Below are 17,670 nucleotides of genomic sequence, written 5' to 3'. Positions count from 1 at the left end.
CCTCCAACTCGTGCGTTAACTATGGCCGCAACCGAGTACTTTTCCAGCCCTCGGTGCGACCGGATGCATTCAGACGTCAGAGCAGCACCACATCGTATTGTTCCTGGGAGTACATTGACTCGACCTGGAAACGAATGGTTCGACCAATGAAGGTCTCAAGCTCGGCGACGTTGCCCGACTCTTCATCGAGCAGCCTGTCGACTACCTTCTGATTGGCCAGCACTCTATAGCCTTCAGCCTGATAGGCCCTGGCCTCGCGGAGGATCTCGCGGAAAATCTCGTAACAAACTGTCTCCGGAGTTTTCAACTTGCCCCGCCCCTGGCAGCAATGGCATGGCTCGCACAGAACCTGCTCGAGGCTTTCGCGGGTACGCTTACGGGTCATCTGCACCAGGCCAAGTTCGGTGATACCGATGATGTTGGTCTTGGCGTGGTCGCGCTCCAATTGCTTTTCCAGGGTCCGCAACACCTGGCGCTGGTGCTCTTCATCTTCCATGTCGATGAAATCGATGATGATGATGCCGCCTATGTTGCGCAGGCGCAGCTGGCGGGCAATGGCGGTGGCGGCTTCGAGGTTGGTCTTGAAAATGGTCTCTTCAAGGTTGCGGTGGCCGACGAACGCCCCGGTATTGACGTCGATGGTGGTCATCGCTTCTGCCGGGTCTACCACCAGATAACCGCCTGACTTGAGCGGTACCTTGCGGTCCAGCGCACGCTGAATTTCATCTTCGACGCCATACAGGTCGAAAATCGGCCGTTCGCCTGGATAGTGCTCGAGGCGATCGGCAATTTCCGGCATCAGCTCACCGACGAACTGCGTGGTTTTCTGGAAGGTTTCCCGTGAGTCAATCCGGATTTTCTCGATTTTCGGGTTGACCAGGTCGCGCAGGGTCCGCAACGCCAGACCGAGGTCTTCATAGATTTCCGTTGGTGCCCCAACTGTCTTGATCTGCGCACCAATCTGATCCCAAAGCCTGCGCAGATAGCGAATATCCATGAGAATTTCGTCGGCGCCCGCCCCTTCTGCCGCCGTACGCAAAATAAAACCGCCGGCATCCTGAATGTTTTCCTGGGCAACACAATCGGTCACTACCTGCTTGAGTCGCTCGCGTTCGGCTTCGTCTTCGATCTTCAGGGAAATACCGACGTGGCTGGTACGCGGCATGTACACCAGGTAGCGCGAGGGAATCGACAACTGAGTGGTTAGCCGTGCGCCCTTGGAGCCAATCGGGTCTTTGGTGACCTGCACTACCAGGCTCTGGCCTTCATGCACCAATGCGCTGATGCTTTCCACAGACGACCCTTCGCGCTGGGAAATCTCCGATGCGTGAATGAACGCTGCGCGATCCAGGCCAATATCGACAAACGCCGCCTGCATTCCAGGCAACACGCGAACCACCTTACCTTTATAGATATTGCCGACGATACCGCGCCGTTGCGTACGCTCGACATGCACCTCTTGAAGAACACCGTTCTCCACCACCGCCACGCGTGATTCCATCGGTGTGATATTGATCAGAATCTCTTCACTCATGGCAGGCTCTCGTCAAAGGACTTCAGTAATGATGGATCGCTCTGAGGCGACTGGCTAGCAACGGCATTGTCCTCAATCAACGGGCCGACAACGACTGCCAACAAGGAATGGCAAATTGCCCCAACAATGCGGCGGTTTCGCTCAGCGGCAAACCCACCACTGCCGAATAACTGCCTTCGATACGCTCAACGAATATCGCACCCAGGCCCTGGATGGCATAGGCTCCGGCTTTATCCATGGATTCGCCGCTGGCCCAATAGGCTTCGGCCTCCTGCCTGGAGATCGTGCGAAAACGTACCAGGCTGGCGACGCAAACACTCAGGCAGCGCTGTTGGTCTGCCAATGCAACAGCCGTCAGCACCTGGTGCTCGCGCCCGGAAAGCGAGAGCAGCATCGCCAAGGCGTCGTCGCGGTCGACAGGCTTGCCCAGGATCTGGCCATCGAGGACTACGGCGGTGTCTGCACCCAGCACCGCCAGGTGAGCACTCGTGTCCATTGGCGGCAGAGCGGCCAGTCCGGCCTTAGCCTTGGCTACGGCCAGGCGCTCGACGTATGCGGGTGCCGCCTCATCGGGCAGCGGACTTTCGTCCACCGCCGCACTAAGAGTAGTGAAGGGTACGCCGATCTGGGTCAGCAACTCGCGGCGGCGGGGTGAACCGGAGGCCAGGTACAGCTGGGTCATCGTGACTTCTCCCTGTCAACGTCGGGAAGCGGGCTCAGTTGATGCTCAGACGCAGTCGCAGTCCGCGCAGGGCAAAGCTGATCCACGGCCATAGCAAGGCACTGATGACCGCCGACCAGATCAGGGCAAGCGTCGGCAGACGGTTGCCGGTAAGTGCGCTCAACCATAGCTGTACCAGTTGGGCCAGACCGAAGATCACCAGGATCACCAGGCTCTGTTGCCACATCGGGAACATCCGCAGGCGCTGTTGCAAGGTCAGCACCAGGAAAGTAATCAGGGTCAGTACCAGCGCGTTCTGCCCCAGCAAGGTGCCGTACAGCACATCTTCGGCAAGTCCCAGAAAAAAGGCTGTGGTCATGCCGACTTTATGCGGCAGGGCCAGGGTCCAGAACGCCAGCAACAGTGCCAGCCACATGGGGCGGAAGACTTCCATGAACTGCGGCAATGGCGAAACGCTGAGCAACAGGCCCAACACAAACGTTAGCCAGACCACCCAGCCGTTACGGCTGCGAGTACTCACCATCAGTGTCTCTCCGGGGTAGGTGTCGGGGCAGTTGCGGCCGGAGTTGTCGCCGGTGCGGGCGCTACGCCTGGTGCCTGGCCGTTGCTAACAGGCGCTGCTGGCGTTGTGCCGGCCGCCGGAGCAGGTGCTGTAGCAGCAGCGCCGGGCTGTGCAGCATCACCACTGCCCGGCAAGCCTTGGCGATCCGCTGCCTCCTGAGCCATGGCGGCATCGGCGGCACGCTGCTCGGGGGTACGGCTGTCGGTGAACACCAGTAGCAAGTAACGGCTGCGATTGAGTGCTGCAGTCGGCACAGCCCGGACGATGGCGAACGGCTGGCCGGAGTCGTGGATGACTTCTCTTACCGTGGCCACCGGATAACCGGCTGGGAAGCGCTGCCCGAGGCCGGAGCTGACCAACAGGTCGCCTTCCTTGATGTCGGCAGTGTCAGCGACATGCCGCAGTTCCAGGCGCTCGGGATTACCCGTGCCGCTGGCAATTGCGCGCAAGCCGTTACGGTTCACCTGCACCGGGATGCTGTGGGTGGTGTCGGTGAGCAGCAATACACGCGCGGTGTAGGGCATCAACTCGACCACCTGCCCCATCAAGCCCCGGGCATCGAGGACGGGCTGCCCCAACACCACGCCGTCCCGCTCGCCCTTGTTGATCAGGATGCGGTGCGTGAACGGATTGGGATCGACACCGATCAGCTCGGCGACTTCGACTTTCTCATTGACCAATGCTGAGGAGTTGAGCAGTTCGCGCAGGCGCACGTTCTGCTCGGTAAGGGCGGCGAGTTTCTGTACGCGCCCTTGCATCAGCAAGGCTTCGGTCTTGAGTTTTTCGTTTTCGGCGACCAGCTCCGTGCGGCTGCCAAACTGGCTGGCGATACCCTGCCACAGGCTCTGCGGCAAGTCGGTGATGTGATAGGACTCCATCAACACCAGACCCATCTGGCTGCGTACGGGCTTGAGCAACGGGAAGCGCGCATCGACCACCATCAAGGTGATAGACATCACAACCAGCACGAGCAGGTGCACGCCCAGCGAAGGGCCCTTGGCGAAAAGCGGTTTAATAAGCCGCTCCTCGTGGAAGACGATTCAAGAGGTCATTCATACGGCAAAGCACCGGCCTGCTTGCGGATTGACAGAAAATGACGCCCACGCGGACGTCAGCCCAGCACATACAGGTAGCACTGTGGGCACTACCTGTAAACCGGGCGGCATGTTTACTGCAGCCAGCTTACTCGCTGGAGAGCAGGTCCATGGTGTGTTTATCCATCATTTCCAGGGCGCGGCCACCGCCACGAGCAACACAGGTCAGCGGGTCTTCGGCAACGATAACCGGCAAGCCGGTTTCCTGGGCAAGCAGCTTGTCCAGATCGCGCAGCAAGGCGCCACCACCGGTCAGGACCAGGCCACGCTCGGCGATGTCCGAAGCCAGCTCCGGCGGCGACTGCTCCAGCGCGCTTTTGACCGCTTGAACGATTGTCGCAAGGGACTCCTGCAGTGCTTCGAGCACTTCGTTGGAATTCAGGGTGAAAGCACGAGGCACGCCCTCGGCCAGGTTACGGCCGCGAACATCGACTTCACGCACTTCACCACCTGGGTAGGCAGTGCCGATTTCCTGTTTGATGCGCTCAGCCGTGGACTCACCGATCAGGCTGCCATAGTTACGACGCACATAGGTCACGATCGCTTCGTCGAAGCGGTCACCGCCCACACGAACGGATTCGGCATAGACCACACCGTTGAGAGAGATCAGCGCGATTTCGGTAGTACCACCACCGATATCGACGACCATCGAACCACGAGCTTCCTCGACCGGCAGGCCGGCACCGATAGCGGCAGCCATCGGTTCTTCGATCAGGAACACTTCGCGGGCACCGGCGCCCAGCGCCGACTCACGGATGGCACGGCGCTCGACCTGGGTCGATTTGCACGGCACACAGATCAGCACCCGCGGGCTTGGCTGCAGGAAGCTGTTCTCGTGAACCTTGTTGATGAAGTACTGCAGCATTTTTTCGCAAACGCTGAAATCGGCGATGACGCCGTCCTTCATCGGACGAATGGCAGCAATGTTGCCGGGCGTACGGCCCAGCATACGCTTGGCTTCGGTACCTACCGCGACGACACTTTTCTGGTTGCCGTGAGTACGAATGGCCACAACCGAGGGCTCATTCAGGACGATACCGCGCTCACGCACGTAAATAAGGGTGTTGGCAGTGCCCAGGTCGATGGAAAGATCGCTGGAAAACATGCCACGCAGTTTCTTGAACATGGGAAAGTGACCCTAGGCAACGCGTGGGTAAAAAAGTGCGGCAAACTCTAACAACGGCGGGGATTTTGGGCAAGGCGCCAATATGTTAAATTGGCAGTTTTTCCGAGCAAGCCAGCGCACAATCGCGGCCTTATGACCGTAAATCCGCCAGCATGTTCCTCATCGCGGACCAAATCCGTTTTTTGTTTCCCCAGGAGATCCCCATGGCGCTTGAACGCTGCGACGTGGAAAAGATCGCTCATCTGGCCCGACTGGGCCTGAATGAAGCCGATCTACCACGCACTACCGATGCCTTGAACAGTATTCTGGGACTGGTCGACCAGATGCAAGCAGTCGACACCACTGGCATCGAGCCACTGGCGCATCCGCTGGAAGCCAATCAGCGCCTGCGCGCCGATGTGGTAACAGAAAGTAACCATCGAGACAGTTACCAGGCCATCGCCCCGTCGACGGAAAACGGCCTGTACCTGGTTCCGAAAGTCATCGAGTAAGGGAATAGAGCCTGCCATGCACCAACTGACCCTGGCCGAGATCGCCCGCGGACTCGCCGACAAGAGCTTCTCCTCCGAAGAGCTGACCCGCACCCTGCTGGAGCGGATCAACCAGCTCGACCCACAACTGAACAGTTTCATCAGTGTCACCGAAGAGCTGGCCATCAGTCAGGCTCGTGCGGCTGATGCCCGCCGTGCGGCGGGCGACAATGGCCCTCTGCTCGGCGCGCCAATCGCCCACAAAGACCTGTTCTGCACCCAAGGGATCCGCACCAGCTGTGGCTCGAAGATGCTCGACAACTTCAAGGCACCTTATGACGCCACCGTCGTCAGCAAGCTGGCCGAAGCCGGCACAGTGACCCTTGGCAAGACCAACATGGACGAGTTCGCCATGGGTTCGGCAAACGAATCCAGCCATTACGGCGCGGTGAAGAACCCATGGAACCTGGAGCACGTACCGGGCGGCTCGTCCGGCGGTTCGGCCGCGGCTGTAGCTGCGCGCCTGCTGCCGGCGACTACCGGCACTGATACCGGCGGATCTATCCGACAGCCGGCTGCGCTGACCAACCTCACAGGCCTGAAACCGACATACGGTCGTGTTTCACGCTGGGGCATGATCGCCTACGCATCCAGTCTCGACCAGGGCGGCCCGCTTGCTCGCACTGCCGAAGACTGCGCACTGATGCTGCAAGGCATGGCCGGTTTCGACGCCAAGGACTCCACGTGCATCGATGAGCCGGTACCCGACTACAGCGCCGCCCTGAACGGCTCGCTCGAAGGCCTGCGCATCGGCCTGCCGAAGGAGTACTTCGGAGCGGGCCTGGACCCACGTATCGCCGACCTGATCCAGGCCAGCGTCAAGGAGCTGGAAAAGCTCGGTGCCGTAGTCAAGGAAATCAGCCTGCCGAACATGCAGCACGGGATTCCGGCCTACTACGTCATCGCCCCTGCCGAAGCTTCGTCCAACCTGTCGCGTTTCGACGGCGTACGTTTCGGCTACCGCTGTGAGAACCCGGCTGACCTGACCGACCTGTACAAACGCTCCCGAGGCGAAGGCTTCGGCCCCGAAGTACAGCGTCGCATCATGGTGGGTGCCTATGCGCTCTCGGCCGGCTACTACGACGCGTATTACCTGCAAGCGCAGAAAATCCGCCGCCTGATCAAGAACGACTTCATGACAGCGTTCAACGACGTCGACGTGATTCTCGGCCCGACCACGCCAAACCTGGCCTGGAAGATCGGCGCCAAGAACAACGACCCGGTCGCTGCGTACCTGGAAGACGTCTACACCATCACCGCCAACCTGGCGGGCCTGCCGGGCCTGTCCATGCCAGCCGGTTTTGTCGATGGTCTGCCGGTCGGCGTGCAGCTGCTCGCCCCGTATTTCCAGGAAGGCCGCCTGCTCAACGTCGCGCACCGCTATCAGCAAGTGACTGATTGGCACACCCGCGCACCTAACGGCTTCTGAGGGATCACCACATGCAATGGGAAGTTGTCATCGGGCTGGAGATTCACACCCAGCTCGCCACCCAGTCGAAGATTTTCTCCGGCAGCGCCACCACCTTCGGTTCCGAACCGAACACCCAGGCCAGCCTGATCGACCTGGGCATGCCCGGCGTACTGCCGGTGCTCAACCAGGAAGCTGTGCGTATGGCCTGCATGTTCGGTCTGGCGATTGACGCCGAGATCGGTCATCACAACGTCTTCGCGCGCAAGAACTACTTCTACCCTGATTTGCCCAAGGGCTACCAGATCAGCCAGATGGAGCTGCCGATTGTCGGCAAGGGCCACTTGGACATCGCCCTTGAAGACGGCACCGTCAAGCGTATCGGCATTACCCGCGCGCACCTGGAAGAAGACGCCGGCAAAAGCCTGCACGAAGATTTCAGCGGCTCCACCGGTATCGACCTAAACCGTGCCGGCACCCCGTTGCTCGAAATCGTTTCCGAACCGGAGATGAGCAGCGCCAAGGAAGCGGTCGCCTACGTCAAGGCTATCCACGCCCTGGTCCGTTATCTGGGCATCTGCGACGGGAACATGGCTGAAGGTTCGCTGCGTTGCGACTGCAACGTTTCGATCAGACCAAAAGGCCAGGTTGAATTCGGCACCCGCTGCGAGATCAAGAACGTCAACTCGTTCCGCTTCATCGAGCGCGCGATCAACAGCGAAATCCAGCGCCAGATCGAACTGATCGAAGATGGCGGCAAGGTCGTCCAGGAAACCCGTCTGTACGATCCGAACAAGGACGAGACGCGCTCCATGCGCAGCAAAGAGGAAGCCAACGACTACCGTTACTTCCCCGATCCGGACCTGCTGCCAGTGGTCATCGAAGGCGCGTTCCTCGACACCATTCGCGCCACCCTTCCAGAACTGCCACCGCAGAAGCGCGAGCGCTTCCAGAGCCAGTTCGGCCTGTCGGCCTACGACGCCAACGTGCTGGCTTCGAGTCGCGAACAAGCCGACTACTTCGAGCAGGTAGTGACGGTATGCGGCGACGCCAAACTGGCCGCCAACTGGGTCATGGTCGAGTTGGGCAGCCTGCTCAACAAGCTTGGCCTGGAAATTGACCAGGCTCCGGTCACTGCAGCGCAGTTGGGCGGCATGCTGCAGCGTATCCTCGACAACACCATCAGCGGCAAGATTGCCAAGGTTGTGTTCGAGAAGATGGCGGCGGGTGAAGGTGATGCTGACCAGATCATCGAAGCCGAAGGCCTCAAGCAAGTGACTGACAGCGGTGCAATCGAGAAGGTGCTGGACGAAATGCTCGCCGCCAATGCCGAGCAGGTCGAACAGTACCGTGCCGCCGATGAAGCCAAGCGCGGCAAGATGTTCGGCTTCTTCGTCGGTCAGGCCATGAAAGCCTCCAAGGGCAAGGCCAACCCGCAGCAAGTGAACCAATTGCTCAAAAGCAAGCTCGAAGGGTAATTCGCGTCACCTGCTTTTCGCCGACACACCGGCTCCTACACAGTAGGAGCTGGTGTGCCCGCGAAAGCCACCCCACGGAGCATCTGCACACATGTGGCGTCCCCTCAGCGCACTCGCGCTTTTTACCCTGCTGGCCGGTTGCGCCAGCCACGATATTGATCCTCGCGGTTACGACAAATCCGGCACTGCCTCCTATTACGGCTCCCGTCACCATGGCAAACGTACTGCCAGTGGCGAGCCCTTCAATCAAAATGCCATGACCGCGGCCCACCGCAGCTTACCATTTGGCACCCAGGTCAAGGTCACCAACCTCAACAACGACCGTAGCGTAATTGTGCGCATCAATGACCGCGGCCCCCATACCCGCGGGCGATTGATTGACCTGTCACGGGCTGCCGCAGAAAAACTGGGCATGATCCGTAGCGGAACGGCGCGTGTACGGGTACAAAGTCTCAGCGACTGACGCTGTTACGGAGCACGATCATTTTCGACCTGGCCGCCTTACCCACCTTCAGCCTGCTGCAACTGGCGGTAGGCTTGCTGTTGCTCATCACCGGCGCCGAACTGCTGGTACGTTCGGCCCTGCGTCTGGCCGCCAGCCTGCAGGTTCGCCCACTGATCATCGGCTTGAGCCTGGTAGCCTTCGGCAGCAGTGCGCCGCAGCTGACGGTCAGCCTGCAGGCAGCCTACACCGGGGCCCCAGACGTGGCGGTGGGCAGCGTAATTGGCAGCAACATTTTCAACATCCTGGTCATCCTCGGCCTCGCAGCCCTGATCATCCCACTTCGAGTCTCGCGCCAACTGGTGCGCCTGGATATACCGCTGATGATCGGAGCCAGCCTGCTGGTCTACCTGCTGGCACTCAATGAATTGCTTGGCCGACTCGAGGGGATGTTGCTGTTACTGGCCTTGGTCGCCTATCTGGCGGTGCTTTGGCATCAGTCGCGTCACTATGCACGCACCTTCCCTGCTCCCGGCCCACGCCCGCAGCAAGACGGCGGGTTTTGGCTTACCAGCCTGTTGATGATGCTTGCCGGGTTGGGCTTGTTGAGTGTGGCCGGCCATTTGCTGCTGGAAGCCGCTGTCGAAGTTGCCAGCGACCTGGGGCTGTCTGAACGCGTAATCGGCCTGACAGTCGTTGCGGTCTGCACTTCTCTACCGGAGTTGGCCACCTCGCTGATTGCCGCACTGCGCGGCGAGCGGGAAATTGCCGTGGGCAACGTGATTGGCAGCAATTTGTTCAACCTCCTGGGAGTGCTCGGCCTTACCGCCCTGCTGGCCCCTGAGCCGCTGTCCATCTCCCCTAACGCCCTGGATTTCGACCTGCCGGTAATGCTTGGCGTCGCCGCCTTGAGCCTACCAGTGTTCTACTCGGGCTATCGCGTGACCCGCGCCGAAGGTCTGGTGTTTCTTGGCTTGTACCTGGCTTATGGTTTGCACGTGGTGGCCTTCACCACGGGCATGCCATTGGCCACCCGCTTGGAAAAACTGATGCTGTTCTATGCGCTGCCTGCACTAGGCGCGCTCTTGCTGTATACCACCCTGCGCGCCTGGCGCCGCCAACACTAAGGAAAACAAGATGGGCGACAACACCAAAACCGGCGAGCAGGTCCGCCGCCAAGTCATGGGCGACACCTTTGTCGACCGTGCACTGGGAAATGCCACAGCGTTCACCCAGCCGCTACAGGACTTCGTCAACGAACATGCCTGGGGCAGTGTATGGAGCCGTGAAGGTTTGCCGTTGAAAACCCGCAGCCTGATTACCCTGGCTGCGCTGACAGCACTTAAATGCCCACAGGAACTCAAGGGCCACGTACGCGGCGCCTTGAACAATGGTTGCAGTGTCGAAGAGATTCGTGAAGCGTTGCTGCATTGCGCAGTGTATGCCGGTGTTCCGGCGGCAATCGACGCGTTTCGCGCCGCCCAGGAAGTGATCGATAGCTACCAGAACAGCTGATCGATCACCTCCAGGCACAGGTCGTCAATCGGCAGCGACGGCGGCCTTGTGGCCTTTCTTCTTCAACCAGAAAGCCACACCCAGTACCGCCAGCCAGGCTGGAATCAGCAACACCGAAATGCGGATGCCTGGGGTCAGGTACATGATGACCAGAATCAGGGCCAGAAAACCCAGGCACACATAGTTGGTCAGCGGATAGCCCCAGCTCTTGTAGAACGTCGTTTGGCCTGCAGCATGCTTGGCGCGACGGAACTTCAAGTGGGTAATGCTGATAATGCCCCAGTTGATTACCAGCGATGACACCACCAACGCCATCAGCAAGCCAAAGGCTTCAGCCGGCATCAGGTAGTTGATTACCACACACAAGCCGGTCGCCAGCGCTGAAATCCCCAAGGCTGCCAACGGTACGCCCCTGGCATTGACCTTGAGCAGACGCTTGGGTGCATCACCCTGCACAGCCAGGCCGAAGAGCATGCGGCTGTTGCAGTACACACAGCTGTTGTAAACCGAAAGCGCCGCGGTCAGCACCACCAGGTTGAGGATGGTGGCGACAACGTTGCTGTCCAGGGCATGAAAAATCATCACGAAGGGACTGCCGCCCTGCACTACTTTCTGCCACGGATACAATGCCAACAGCACTGCAAGGGCACCAATGTAGAAAATCAGAATGCGATAGATAACCTGGTTAGTCGCGCGGGGAATGCTGTGCTTGGGATTGTCGGCTTCAGCGGCGGTGATACCCACCAGTTCCAGGCCACCGAAGGAAAACATGATCACTGCCAGGGCCATCATCAGGCCACCGATGCCATTGGGGAAAAAGCCGCCGTGCTGCCACAGGTTGGCAACGCTGGCGTCAGGCCCACCATTGCCACTGATCAGCAAGTAGCCACCAAAGGCAATCATGCTGACGATGGCAACGACCTTGATCAAAGCAAACCAGAACTCCATCTCGCCAAAGACTTTCACCTGGCTAAGGTTGATCAGGTTGATTATCGCGAAGAAGATGGCGGCGGTCGCCCAGGTCGGAAAGCCCGGCCACCAATACTGAATGTAAATACCCACGGCCGTCAGTTCGGCCATACCAACCAGTACGTAGAGCACCCAATAGTTCCAGCCGGACATGAACCCGGCGAACTCGCTCCAGTAGCGATGAGCGAAGTGGCTGAAGGTGCCGGACACCGGCTCTTCGACCACCATCTCACCCAACTGGCGCATGATGAAAAAGGCAATCACACCGGCAATGGCATAACCGAGCAATACTGAGGGGCCGGCCAGCTGGATTGTTTGTGCAATCCCAAGAAACAGACCGGTGCCGATAGCGCCCCCCAGCGCAATCAACTGGATATGGCGGTTTTTCAGCCCCCGGTGCAGCCGTTCTGGGGTGATCTCGTCTTGCATGAAGTGTCCTCGAAGGTAAGAGGCAGTATTGGAATTATTTTTTTACAGAATCTAGATCCAGCCGCCCCACTGCAAGAAAAAGATGCCGATATTGGTGGTAATCGCTGCCATCAGCGTAGTTATTACGATGATCGCTGCGGCTAGCTGATGGTTGCCATTGCTGGATCGGGCCATCACATAGCTAGCAGCTGCCGTGGGACTACCGAAATAGAGGAACAAAATACCCAGTTCGGCGCCACGAAAACCACAGAGAAAAGCACCCACGGTGGCCAGTAGTGGCAGCCAGACCATTTTCAGCAGACTGACACTCACCGCCAACCCGCCACTTTGGCGCAGGGACGTCAGCGACAATGTGCCACCGATGCAAATCAGTGCCAGCGGCAAGGTCATTTGTGCAAGGTAATCGCTCGAGGTCAGCAGCCAATTAGGCAATGCAACCTGCCCATAAGCGAGCAGAGCCGCGAGCAGCACACTGATGATCAGTGGGTTGCGCAGAATGCTTTTGCAGATACTCCAGGGATCGGACTTGGCGCTGGGGCTGTACACCGCAAGCACCACCACTGACAGCGAGTTGTAGAGCAGGATGACCAGGCCGGCGAGAATAGCGCCGAGTGAAATGCCATAGTCGCCATACATGCTCGCCGCCAGCGCCAGACCAATCACCCCGTTGTTGCCGCGAAACGCACCTTGGGTGTAGATCCCGCGGTCTTCCCGCGGGCAACGCCAGATTGCCATGCCCCAGGCCAGACCAAAGCCGATAAGGGTGGCGGCGGCAAAATAGAGCAGCAATTGCGGCTGCACTGCCGTGGTCAGGTCGGCGTGATAAATCCCCAGGAACAGCAGCGCCGGCATACAAACGTTGAACACCAATGCCGAGGCGGTGTGGATAAAGCCGTCGTTGATTGCATGGATACGTTTGAGCAGCACGCCCATGAACAACATGGCAAACACAGGTGCCGTGATGTTCAGCGTCTGAAGGAAAAGGGCGAGCATGCGCAAGGGTTCCGTGGGTTGTCGTTAGGTGGCTAATGATACGCCAGCAACGACGCCACGCAATCGCAGAGCAGGTCTACGCCCATTGGGGCACCCAAGAATAAGTTTCAGCGCCGAACCGGGCGCTTCTGCAGTTTGCGCTGCAAGGTACGACGATGCATACCCAGGGCACGTGCCGTGGCAGAGATATTACCTTCGTGCTCGGTCAACACGCGCTGAATATGTTCCCACTGCAGACGGTCTACCGACATCGGGTTTTCCGGTACCAGGCTGTCAAGATCTGCGTGGGTGGACAACAAGGCCGCCAGTACATCGTCGGCATCGGCCGGTTTGCACAGGTAGTTGCAGGCGCCGCGCTTGATGGCTTCCACCGCCGTAGCGATACTCGAGTAACCGGTGAGGATCACCACGCGCATTTCCGGATCGAGTTCAAGCAGCTTGGGCAACAACACCAGGCCCGAGTCGCCATCCATCTTCAAATCCAGGGCGGCGTAGTCCGGTACATCCTGCTGGGCAAGCAACAACCCCTCTTCAGCGGAACCCGCCGTGCTCACGCGAAAACCTCGGCGACTCATGGCCCGCGCCATGACTCGAGTAAAGGTGGCGTCGTCGTCTACCAGCAACAAGTGCGGGAGCTCTTCGCCTTCAACCTGGATTTCATCACTCATCACACATCTCCTCGCGCGTCACGCGGCAGGCGTAGCTCAGTGAGCGTACCGCCCTCTTCATGACTATAGAGTTTTACCGAGCCGCCAGCACGGGTAACGCTGGCCTTGCTCAAGAACAGGCCTAGGCCGAAACCCTTGCCCTTGGTAGTAAAGAAAGGTTTTCCGATCGATTCGGCTATGGCAGCCGGCACGCCCGGGCCATGATCGCGGATGCTGATCAGTACATCCTGGGCGTCCCAATCCAGGCGCACTTCGAGGTCATCCGGACAGGCATCGGCTGCATTGTTCAACAGGTTCAGTAGCGCCTGAGTCAGGTCCGGCGGTGGCGCCAGTTGCGGTACGCTGCCTTGCCCCAGGCGCTGAAAGCGATAGCTGGCCTCGGGACGCATCAAGTGCCAGCGATTGAGTGCCTCATCCAGCCAGGCAGTAACATCTTGAAGCTCCACCGCCATACGCCGGTTGGCTTCTGCAGCGCGCACAAGATTCTGCAGGGTTTCCTTGCACAACTTGACCTGATCCTGCAGCACCGCCAGGTCTTCCTGCAGCAATGGATCGTGGTGGTCCTGGCGCATTTCCTTGATCAGGACGCTCATGGTCGCCAGCGGCGTGCCCAACTCATGGGCAGCACCGGCGGCCTGAGTGGCGACAGCCAGCAACTGTTCGTCGCGCAGCCCTTCTTCGCGCCGCTCTGCACGCAACTGTTCCTGGCGACGTAACTCTTCAGCCATCTTCGCCGCAAAGAATGTGATCACCGCAGCAGCCAGGGCAATACTCAACCACATGCCGTAGACCTGCATTTTCTCCCGCGCCATAGGGAAGGTTTCCAGCGGGTAAAACTGCACCAGCAACAAACTGTAGGCCGCCAGGGCGATGCCCGAGAGCACCAATGAGTAGACCCAGGGCAAGGTCACCGCGGCAATAGCCAGAGGCACCAGGTAATAAGAAACGAATGGGTTGGTCGAGCCCCCGGAGTAATACAACAAGGCGCTGTGGATCAACAGGTCGCAAGCGAGCTGGAAGGCGTATTCGAGTTCGGTGACCGGCAGCGACAAACGCAGGCGCAAGGCCGTAAAGGCACACAACAGGCTCGACAGGCCGAGCGTAATGACCAGCGACAACCAAGGCAGCGGCAGCAAATCGGTCCAGTAGGCGACGCCCACCGAGCCTGCCTGGGCAGCCAGTACCAGAATGCGGATGAAGGTCAGGCGCCAGAGGTTCTGACGAGTTGCAGAAAGCATTTGTACGGGGGCGAGCATGAGCTCTCCTGATGAGTGCTCCAGGGCGAATCGTGGCGAGTATACCGAAGCTGCACCGTGGTCTGCAGGGATGCGGCAAAGCGCCACACTTTTTTACACAACAATGATGGCCTTTTTGAACCTCACTACACTGTTGCCAGTCTTATGAGCCTGCGTGGAATGGATTTCACAGTGTCCACGCCTCATTTTCAAGGAGTCATACATGCTTAATTCCCGTCGCAGCGCTGCTCTCGTGATGGCCTCCAGCCTGCTTGCCAGCCTTCCTGCCTTGGCAGAAGAGCCACGCTACAACCAGATCTCGCTGCGTGCTGAAGTCAGCAAAGAAGTTGCACGTGACTTGATGATTGTGACTTTGTACAGCGAAGCGCAGAACACCGACCCGGGCAAGCTGGCAAAAGAGATCACTGAGACCATGAACAAGGCGGTGGAGCAGGCCCGCGACGTCAAGGAGATCAAGATCAGTCAGGGCAGCCGCAACAGCTACCCGATTTACGACAACAAAGGCCAGAAAATCACTGGATGGCGTGAACGTGCCGAACTGCGCCTGGAAAGCGCCGACTTCCCGGCCTTGTCGAAGCTCACCGGTACCTTGCTGCAAGACCTGAAAATGGGCGGCATGGATTTCTCCATCGCCCCGGCAACGCGCAAGATCAGCGAAGACGACTTGCTCAAGGATGCAGTCAACGCCTTCAAGGCCCGTGCGCAGTTGGCCACTGAAGCTTTGGGTGGCAAGGGCTACAAAGTCGTCAACCTGAACCTCAATAGCAGCGGTTATCCGCATCCGTATGCCCGCAGTGCGCCTATGATGATGAAAGCGAGCATGGCCGAAGATGCAGCACCCGCGCCGGAAATCGAAGCGGGTACCAGCCAGGTCACCCTCAGTGCCGACGGTACCATTGAAATCCAGATGCCTTAAGTAGCGTTACCTTTTGTACTGTTCGCGGTAGCTGAGGCTGCCGCGAACCCCGCTACATTCAGCACTTCAACGCACCAATGTGGTGCCTTAGGTGCGCCCGCCAACATGTAACATCTTCGAAACATCCATAAATTGAACCGCGCAAACGTTTAACTCCGTAGAAAAATTATACTGAGGCGACATTCCTGTACGTTCGTTCCACTGTTTGTCATCACGTATCAAATTCACTCTTGCATTAGGTACGGGCCCTGCATAAGTATCCAAAGGTCGGCTCACAAGGCCACCTCTATTAAAAATGACAACAATGAGGCCACCATGCTCAAACACGCGGTCATTCCGTTTCTAGTCGGCGCCGGCTTGCTTGCCAGCGCTCCATCCGCCCTAGCGGCGACTAATCTGGTGTTTTGCTCCGAAGGCAGTCCCGCTGGCTTCGACCCGGGGCAGTACACCACCGGAACAGACTTCGATGCTTCAGCCGAGACTGTCTTCAACCGATTGAGCCAGTTCGAGCGCGGCGGCACGGCAGTAATTCCAGGTCTGGCAACCAGCTGGGACGTTTCCCCCGACGGCCTGACCTACACCTTCCACTTGCGTGAAGGGGTTAAATTCCATACCACCGACTTCTTCAAGCCAACCCGCGAATTCAACGCCGACGATGTCCTGTTCACCTTCAATCGAATGCTCGACAAGGACATGCCGTTCCGCAAGGCCTATCCAACCGAGTTCCCGTACTTCACTGACATGGGCATGGACAAAAACATCGCCAAGGTCGAGAAGATCGACGATCACACCGTCAGGTTCACCCTCAATGGTGTCGACGCAGCATTCATCCAGAACATGGCGATGAGCTTCGCCTCGATCCAGTCCGCCGAATACGCCGAGCAATTGCTCAAGCAGGGCAAACCCGCCGATCTCAATCAAAAGCCGATCGGCACCGGCCCTTTCGTGTTCAGCAAATACCAGAAAGATGCGCAGATCCGCTTCAAGGGCAACAAGGACTACTGGCAACCCGATGACGTGAAGATCGATAACCTGATCTTCGCCATCACCACCGACGCTTCGGTGCGGATGCAGAAGCTGAAGAAAAACGAATGCCAGGTCACGCTGTTCCCACGACCCGCCGACATCGAGCCACTCAAGGCAGACCCGAACCTGAAGATGCCCGACCAGGCCGGTTTCAACCTCGGCTACATCGCCTACAACGTGATGGACAAGATCAAGGGCAGCAACGAACCCAACCCCATGGCTCAACTCAAGGTTCGCCAGGCCCTGGACATGGCGGTGAACAAACAGCAGATCATCGACTCGGTCTACCAAGGTGCCGGGCAACTGGCGGTCAACGCTATGCCGCCAACCCAATGGTCCTACGACACCACCATCAAAGATGTGCCTTACGATCCGGAAAAAGCCAAACAGTTGCTCAAGGAAGCCGGGGTCAAAGAAGGCACCGAGATCACCCTATGGGCCATGCCGGTTCAACGCCCCTATAACCCCAACGCCAAATTGATGGCCGAAATGCTGCAGTCCGACTGGGGCAAGATCGGCATCAAGGCCAAGATCATCAGCTACGAGTGGGGCGAGTACATCAAGCGCTCCAAGGGCGGCGAGAACGGCGCAATGCTGATTGGTTGGAGCGGTGACAACGGCGACCCGGACAACTGGCTTGGCACTCTGTTCGGCTGCGACGCCATCAGCGGTAACAACTTTTCGAAATGGTGTGACCCTGAATACGACAAGCTGATCAAAGAGGCCAAGGCCACTTCTGACCAAGCCAAGCGTACCGAGCTGTACAAGCAAGCCCAGCATCGCCTCAAAGACCAGGTTCCAATGACACCGATCGCTCACTCGACGGTGTATCAACCTATGCGCGCCACCGTACAGGACTTCAAGATCAGCCCATTCGGCTTGAACTCCTTCTATGGGGTCAGCGTCAGCAAATAGCCGCCAACTTCTTCAGCCTTGCGACGCAATGACGTCCAGGGCTGAAGCCCGAGGCTTGGCAGGCAATCCGCCCGTGCAACGACAAGGAAAAGTCGTACCGCACTCTCGGAATCTTCCTACACATATA

Annotated in this window: 17 protein-coding genes; 8 read left to right on the top strand and 9 right to left on the bottom strand. The window is 58.7% G+C overall.

The genetic code is table 11. The features are described from left to right. Positions 1-76 precede the first annotated feature (76 nt). From rng to mreB, 5 genes are all read right to left on the bottom strand, one after another. Entirely contained in the window at positions 77-1,534 is a 1,458-nt protein-coding gene (gene rng / locus V0R60_RS22565) for a ribonuclease G (RefSeq protein WP_045184755.1), read from the bottom strand. Positions 1,535-1,610: 76 nt separating this feature from the next. Beyond that, entirely contained in the window at positions 1,611-2,216 is a 606-nt protein-coding gene (locus V0R60_RS22560) for a Maf family protein (protein WP_136477984.1), read from the bottom strand. A gap of 34 nt (positions 2,217-2,250) precedes the next feature. Further along, positions 2,251-2,739, bottom strand: coding sequence for a rod shape-determining protein MreD (gene mreD, locus V0R60_RS22555; RefSeq protein WP_136477985.1), 489 nt, complete (start codon positions 2,737-2,739; stop codon positions 2,251-2,253). Beyond that, entirely contained in the window at positions 2,739-3,746 is a 1,008-nt protein-coding gene (gene mreC / locus V0R60_RS22550) for a rod shape-determining protein MreC (protein WP_375547296.1), read from the bottom strand. Before mreC ends, mreD begins: the two co-directional genes overlap by 1 nt. 214 nt (positions 3,747-3,960) lie before the next feature. After that, positions 3,961-4,998, bottom strand: a complete 1,038-nt coding sequence (gene mreB, locus V0R60_RS22545) for a rod shape-determining protein MreB (RefSeq protein ID WP_008371426.1) — start codon at positions 4,996-4,998, stop codon at positions 3,961-3,963. 203 nt (positions 4,999-5,201) lie between these two features. On the opposite strand from mreB, the gene gatC reads away from it, so the two are divergent. From gatC to V0R60_RS22515, 6 genes are all read left to right on the top strand, one after another. After that, positions 5,202-5,489, top strand: a complete 288-nt coding sequence (gatC, locus tag V0R60_RS22540) for an Asp-tRNA(Asn)/Glu-tRNA(Gln) amidotransferase subunit GatC (RefSeq protein ID WP_136477987.1) — start codon at positions 5,202-5,204, stop codon at positions 5,487-5,489. Positions 5,490-5,505: 16 nt separating this feature from the next. After that, positions 5,506-6,957 carry an Asp-tRNA(Asn)/Glu-tRNA(Gln) amidotransferase subunit GatA gene (gene gatA, locus V0R60_RS22535; protein WP_330080720.1) on the top strand — a complete coding sequence of 484 codons (1,452 nt, stop codon included), beginning with the start codon at positions 5,506-5,508 and terminating at the stop codon, positions 6,955-6,957. Between the two features lie 11 nt (positions 6,958-6,968). Next, positions 6,969-8,414, top strand: a complete 1,446-nt coding sequence (gatB, locus tag V0R60_RS22530; RefSeq protein ID WP_136477989.1) for an Asp-tRNA(Asn)/Glu-tRNA(Gln) amidotransferase subunit GatB — start codon at positions 6,969-6,971, stop codon at positions 8,412-8,414. A 91-nt stretch (positions 8,415-8,505) separates the two neighbouring features. Beyond that, a complete protein-coding gene (locus V0R60_RS22525; protein ID WP_330080719.1) occupies positions 8,506-8,877 on the top strand; it encodes a septal ring lytic transglycosylase RlpA family protein in 372 nt (123 codons plus the stop codon). 62 nt (positions 8,878-8,939) lie between these two features. Continuing rightward, positions 8,940-9,983 (top strand): calcium/sodium antiporter, encoded by a 1,044-nt coding sequence (locus tag V0R60_RS22520; protein ID WP_136477991.1) that lies wholly within the window; start codon positions 8,940-8,942, stop codon positions 9,981-9,983. Positions 9,984-9,993: 10 nt separating this feature from the next. Beyond that, positions 9,994-10,371, top strand: a complete 378-nt coding sequence (locus tag V0R60_RS22515; RefSeq protein ID WP_136477992.1) for a carboxymuconolactone decarboxylase family protein — start codon at positions 9,994-9,996, stop codon at positions 10,369-10,371. Between the two features lie 24 nt (positions 10,372-10,395). Here the strand turns inward: V0R60_RS22515 and V0R60_RS22510 are convergent, their stop codons facing one another. The 4 genes from V0R60_RS22510 to V0R60_RS22495 all read right to left on the bottom strand — a co-directional run bounded on the left by V0R60_RS22510 (position 10,396) and on the right by V0R60_RS22495 (position 14,686). Then, complete coding sequence (locus V0R60_RS22510) at positions 10,396-11,769, bottom strand: amino acid permease (protein ID WP_136477993.1); 1,374 nt, start codon at positions 11,767-11,769, stop codon at positions 10,396-10,398. 51 nt (positions 11,770-11,820) lie between these two features. Then, positions 11,821-12,762, bottom strand: a complete 942-nt coding sequence (locus tag V0R60_RS22505) for an AEC family transporter (protein WP_136477994.1) — start codon at positions 12,760-12,762, stop codon at positions 11,821-11,823. Positions 12,763-12,869: 107 nt separating this feature from the next. Continuing rightward, entirely contained in the window at positions 12,870-13,430 is a 561-nt protein-coding gene (locus tag V0R60_RS22500; protein ID WP_136477995.1) for a response regulator transcription factor, read from the bottom strand. Continuing rightward, positions 13,430-14,686, bottom strand: a complete 1,257-nt coding sequence (locus V0R60_RS22495; protein ID WP_136477996.1) for an ATP-binding protein — start codon at positions 14,684-14,686, stop codon at positions 13,430-13,432. The genes V0R60_RS22500 and V0R60_RS22495 overlap by 1 nt, the downstream gene beginning before the upstream one ends. A 202-nt stretch (positions 14,687-14,888) precedes the next feature. Here V0R60_RS22495 and V0R60_RS22490 point away from each other — a divergent pair, with 202 nt between their 5' ends. Together V0R60_RS22490 and V0R60_RS22485 are read left to right on the top strand one after the other, a co-directional pair. Continuing rightward, entirely contained in the window at positions 14,889-15,602 is a 714-nt protein-coding gene (locus tag V0R60_RS22490) for an SIMPL domain-containing protein (protein WP_136477997.1), read from the top strand. Positions 15,603-15,917: 315 nt separating this feature from the next. Further along, positions 15,918-17,543 (top strand): ABC transporter substrate-binding protein, encoded by a 1,626-nt coding sequence (locus tag V0R60_RS22485; protein WP_136477998.1) that lies wholly within the window; start codon positions 15,918-15,920, stop codon positions 17,541-17,543. Positions 17,544-17,670: the final 127 nt, after the last annotated feature.

It is taken from the genome of Pseudomonas auratipiscis, assembly GCF_036324085.1.
GTDB lineage: Bacteria > Pseudomonadota > Gammaproteobacteria > Pseudomonadales > Pseudomonadaceae > Aquipseudomonas > Aquipseudomonas auratipiscis.
The sequence above is the reverse complement of the archived record's forward strand: the minus strand, read 5'-3'. Positions and strand labels throughout refer to the sequence as shown.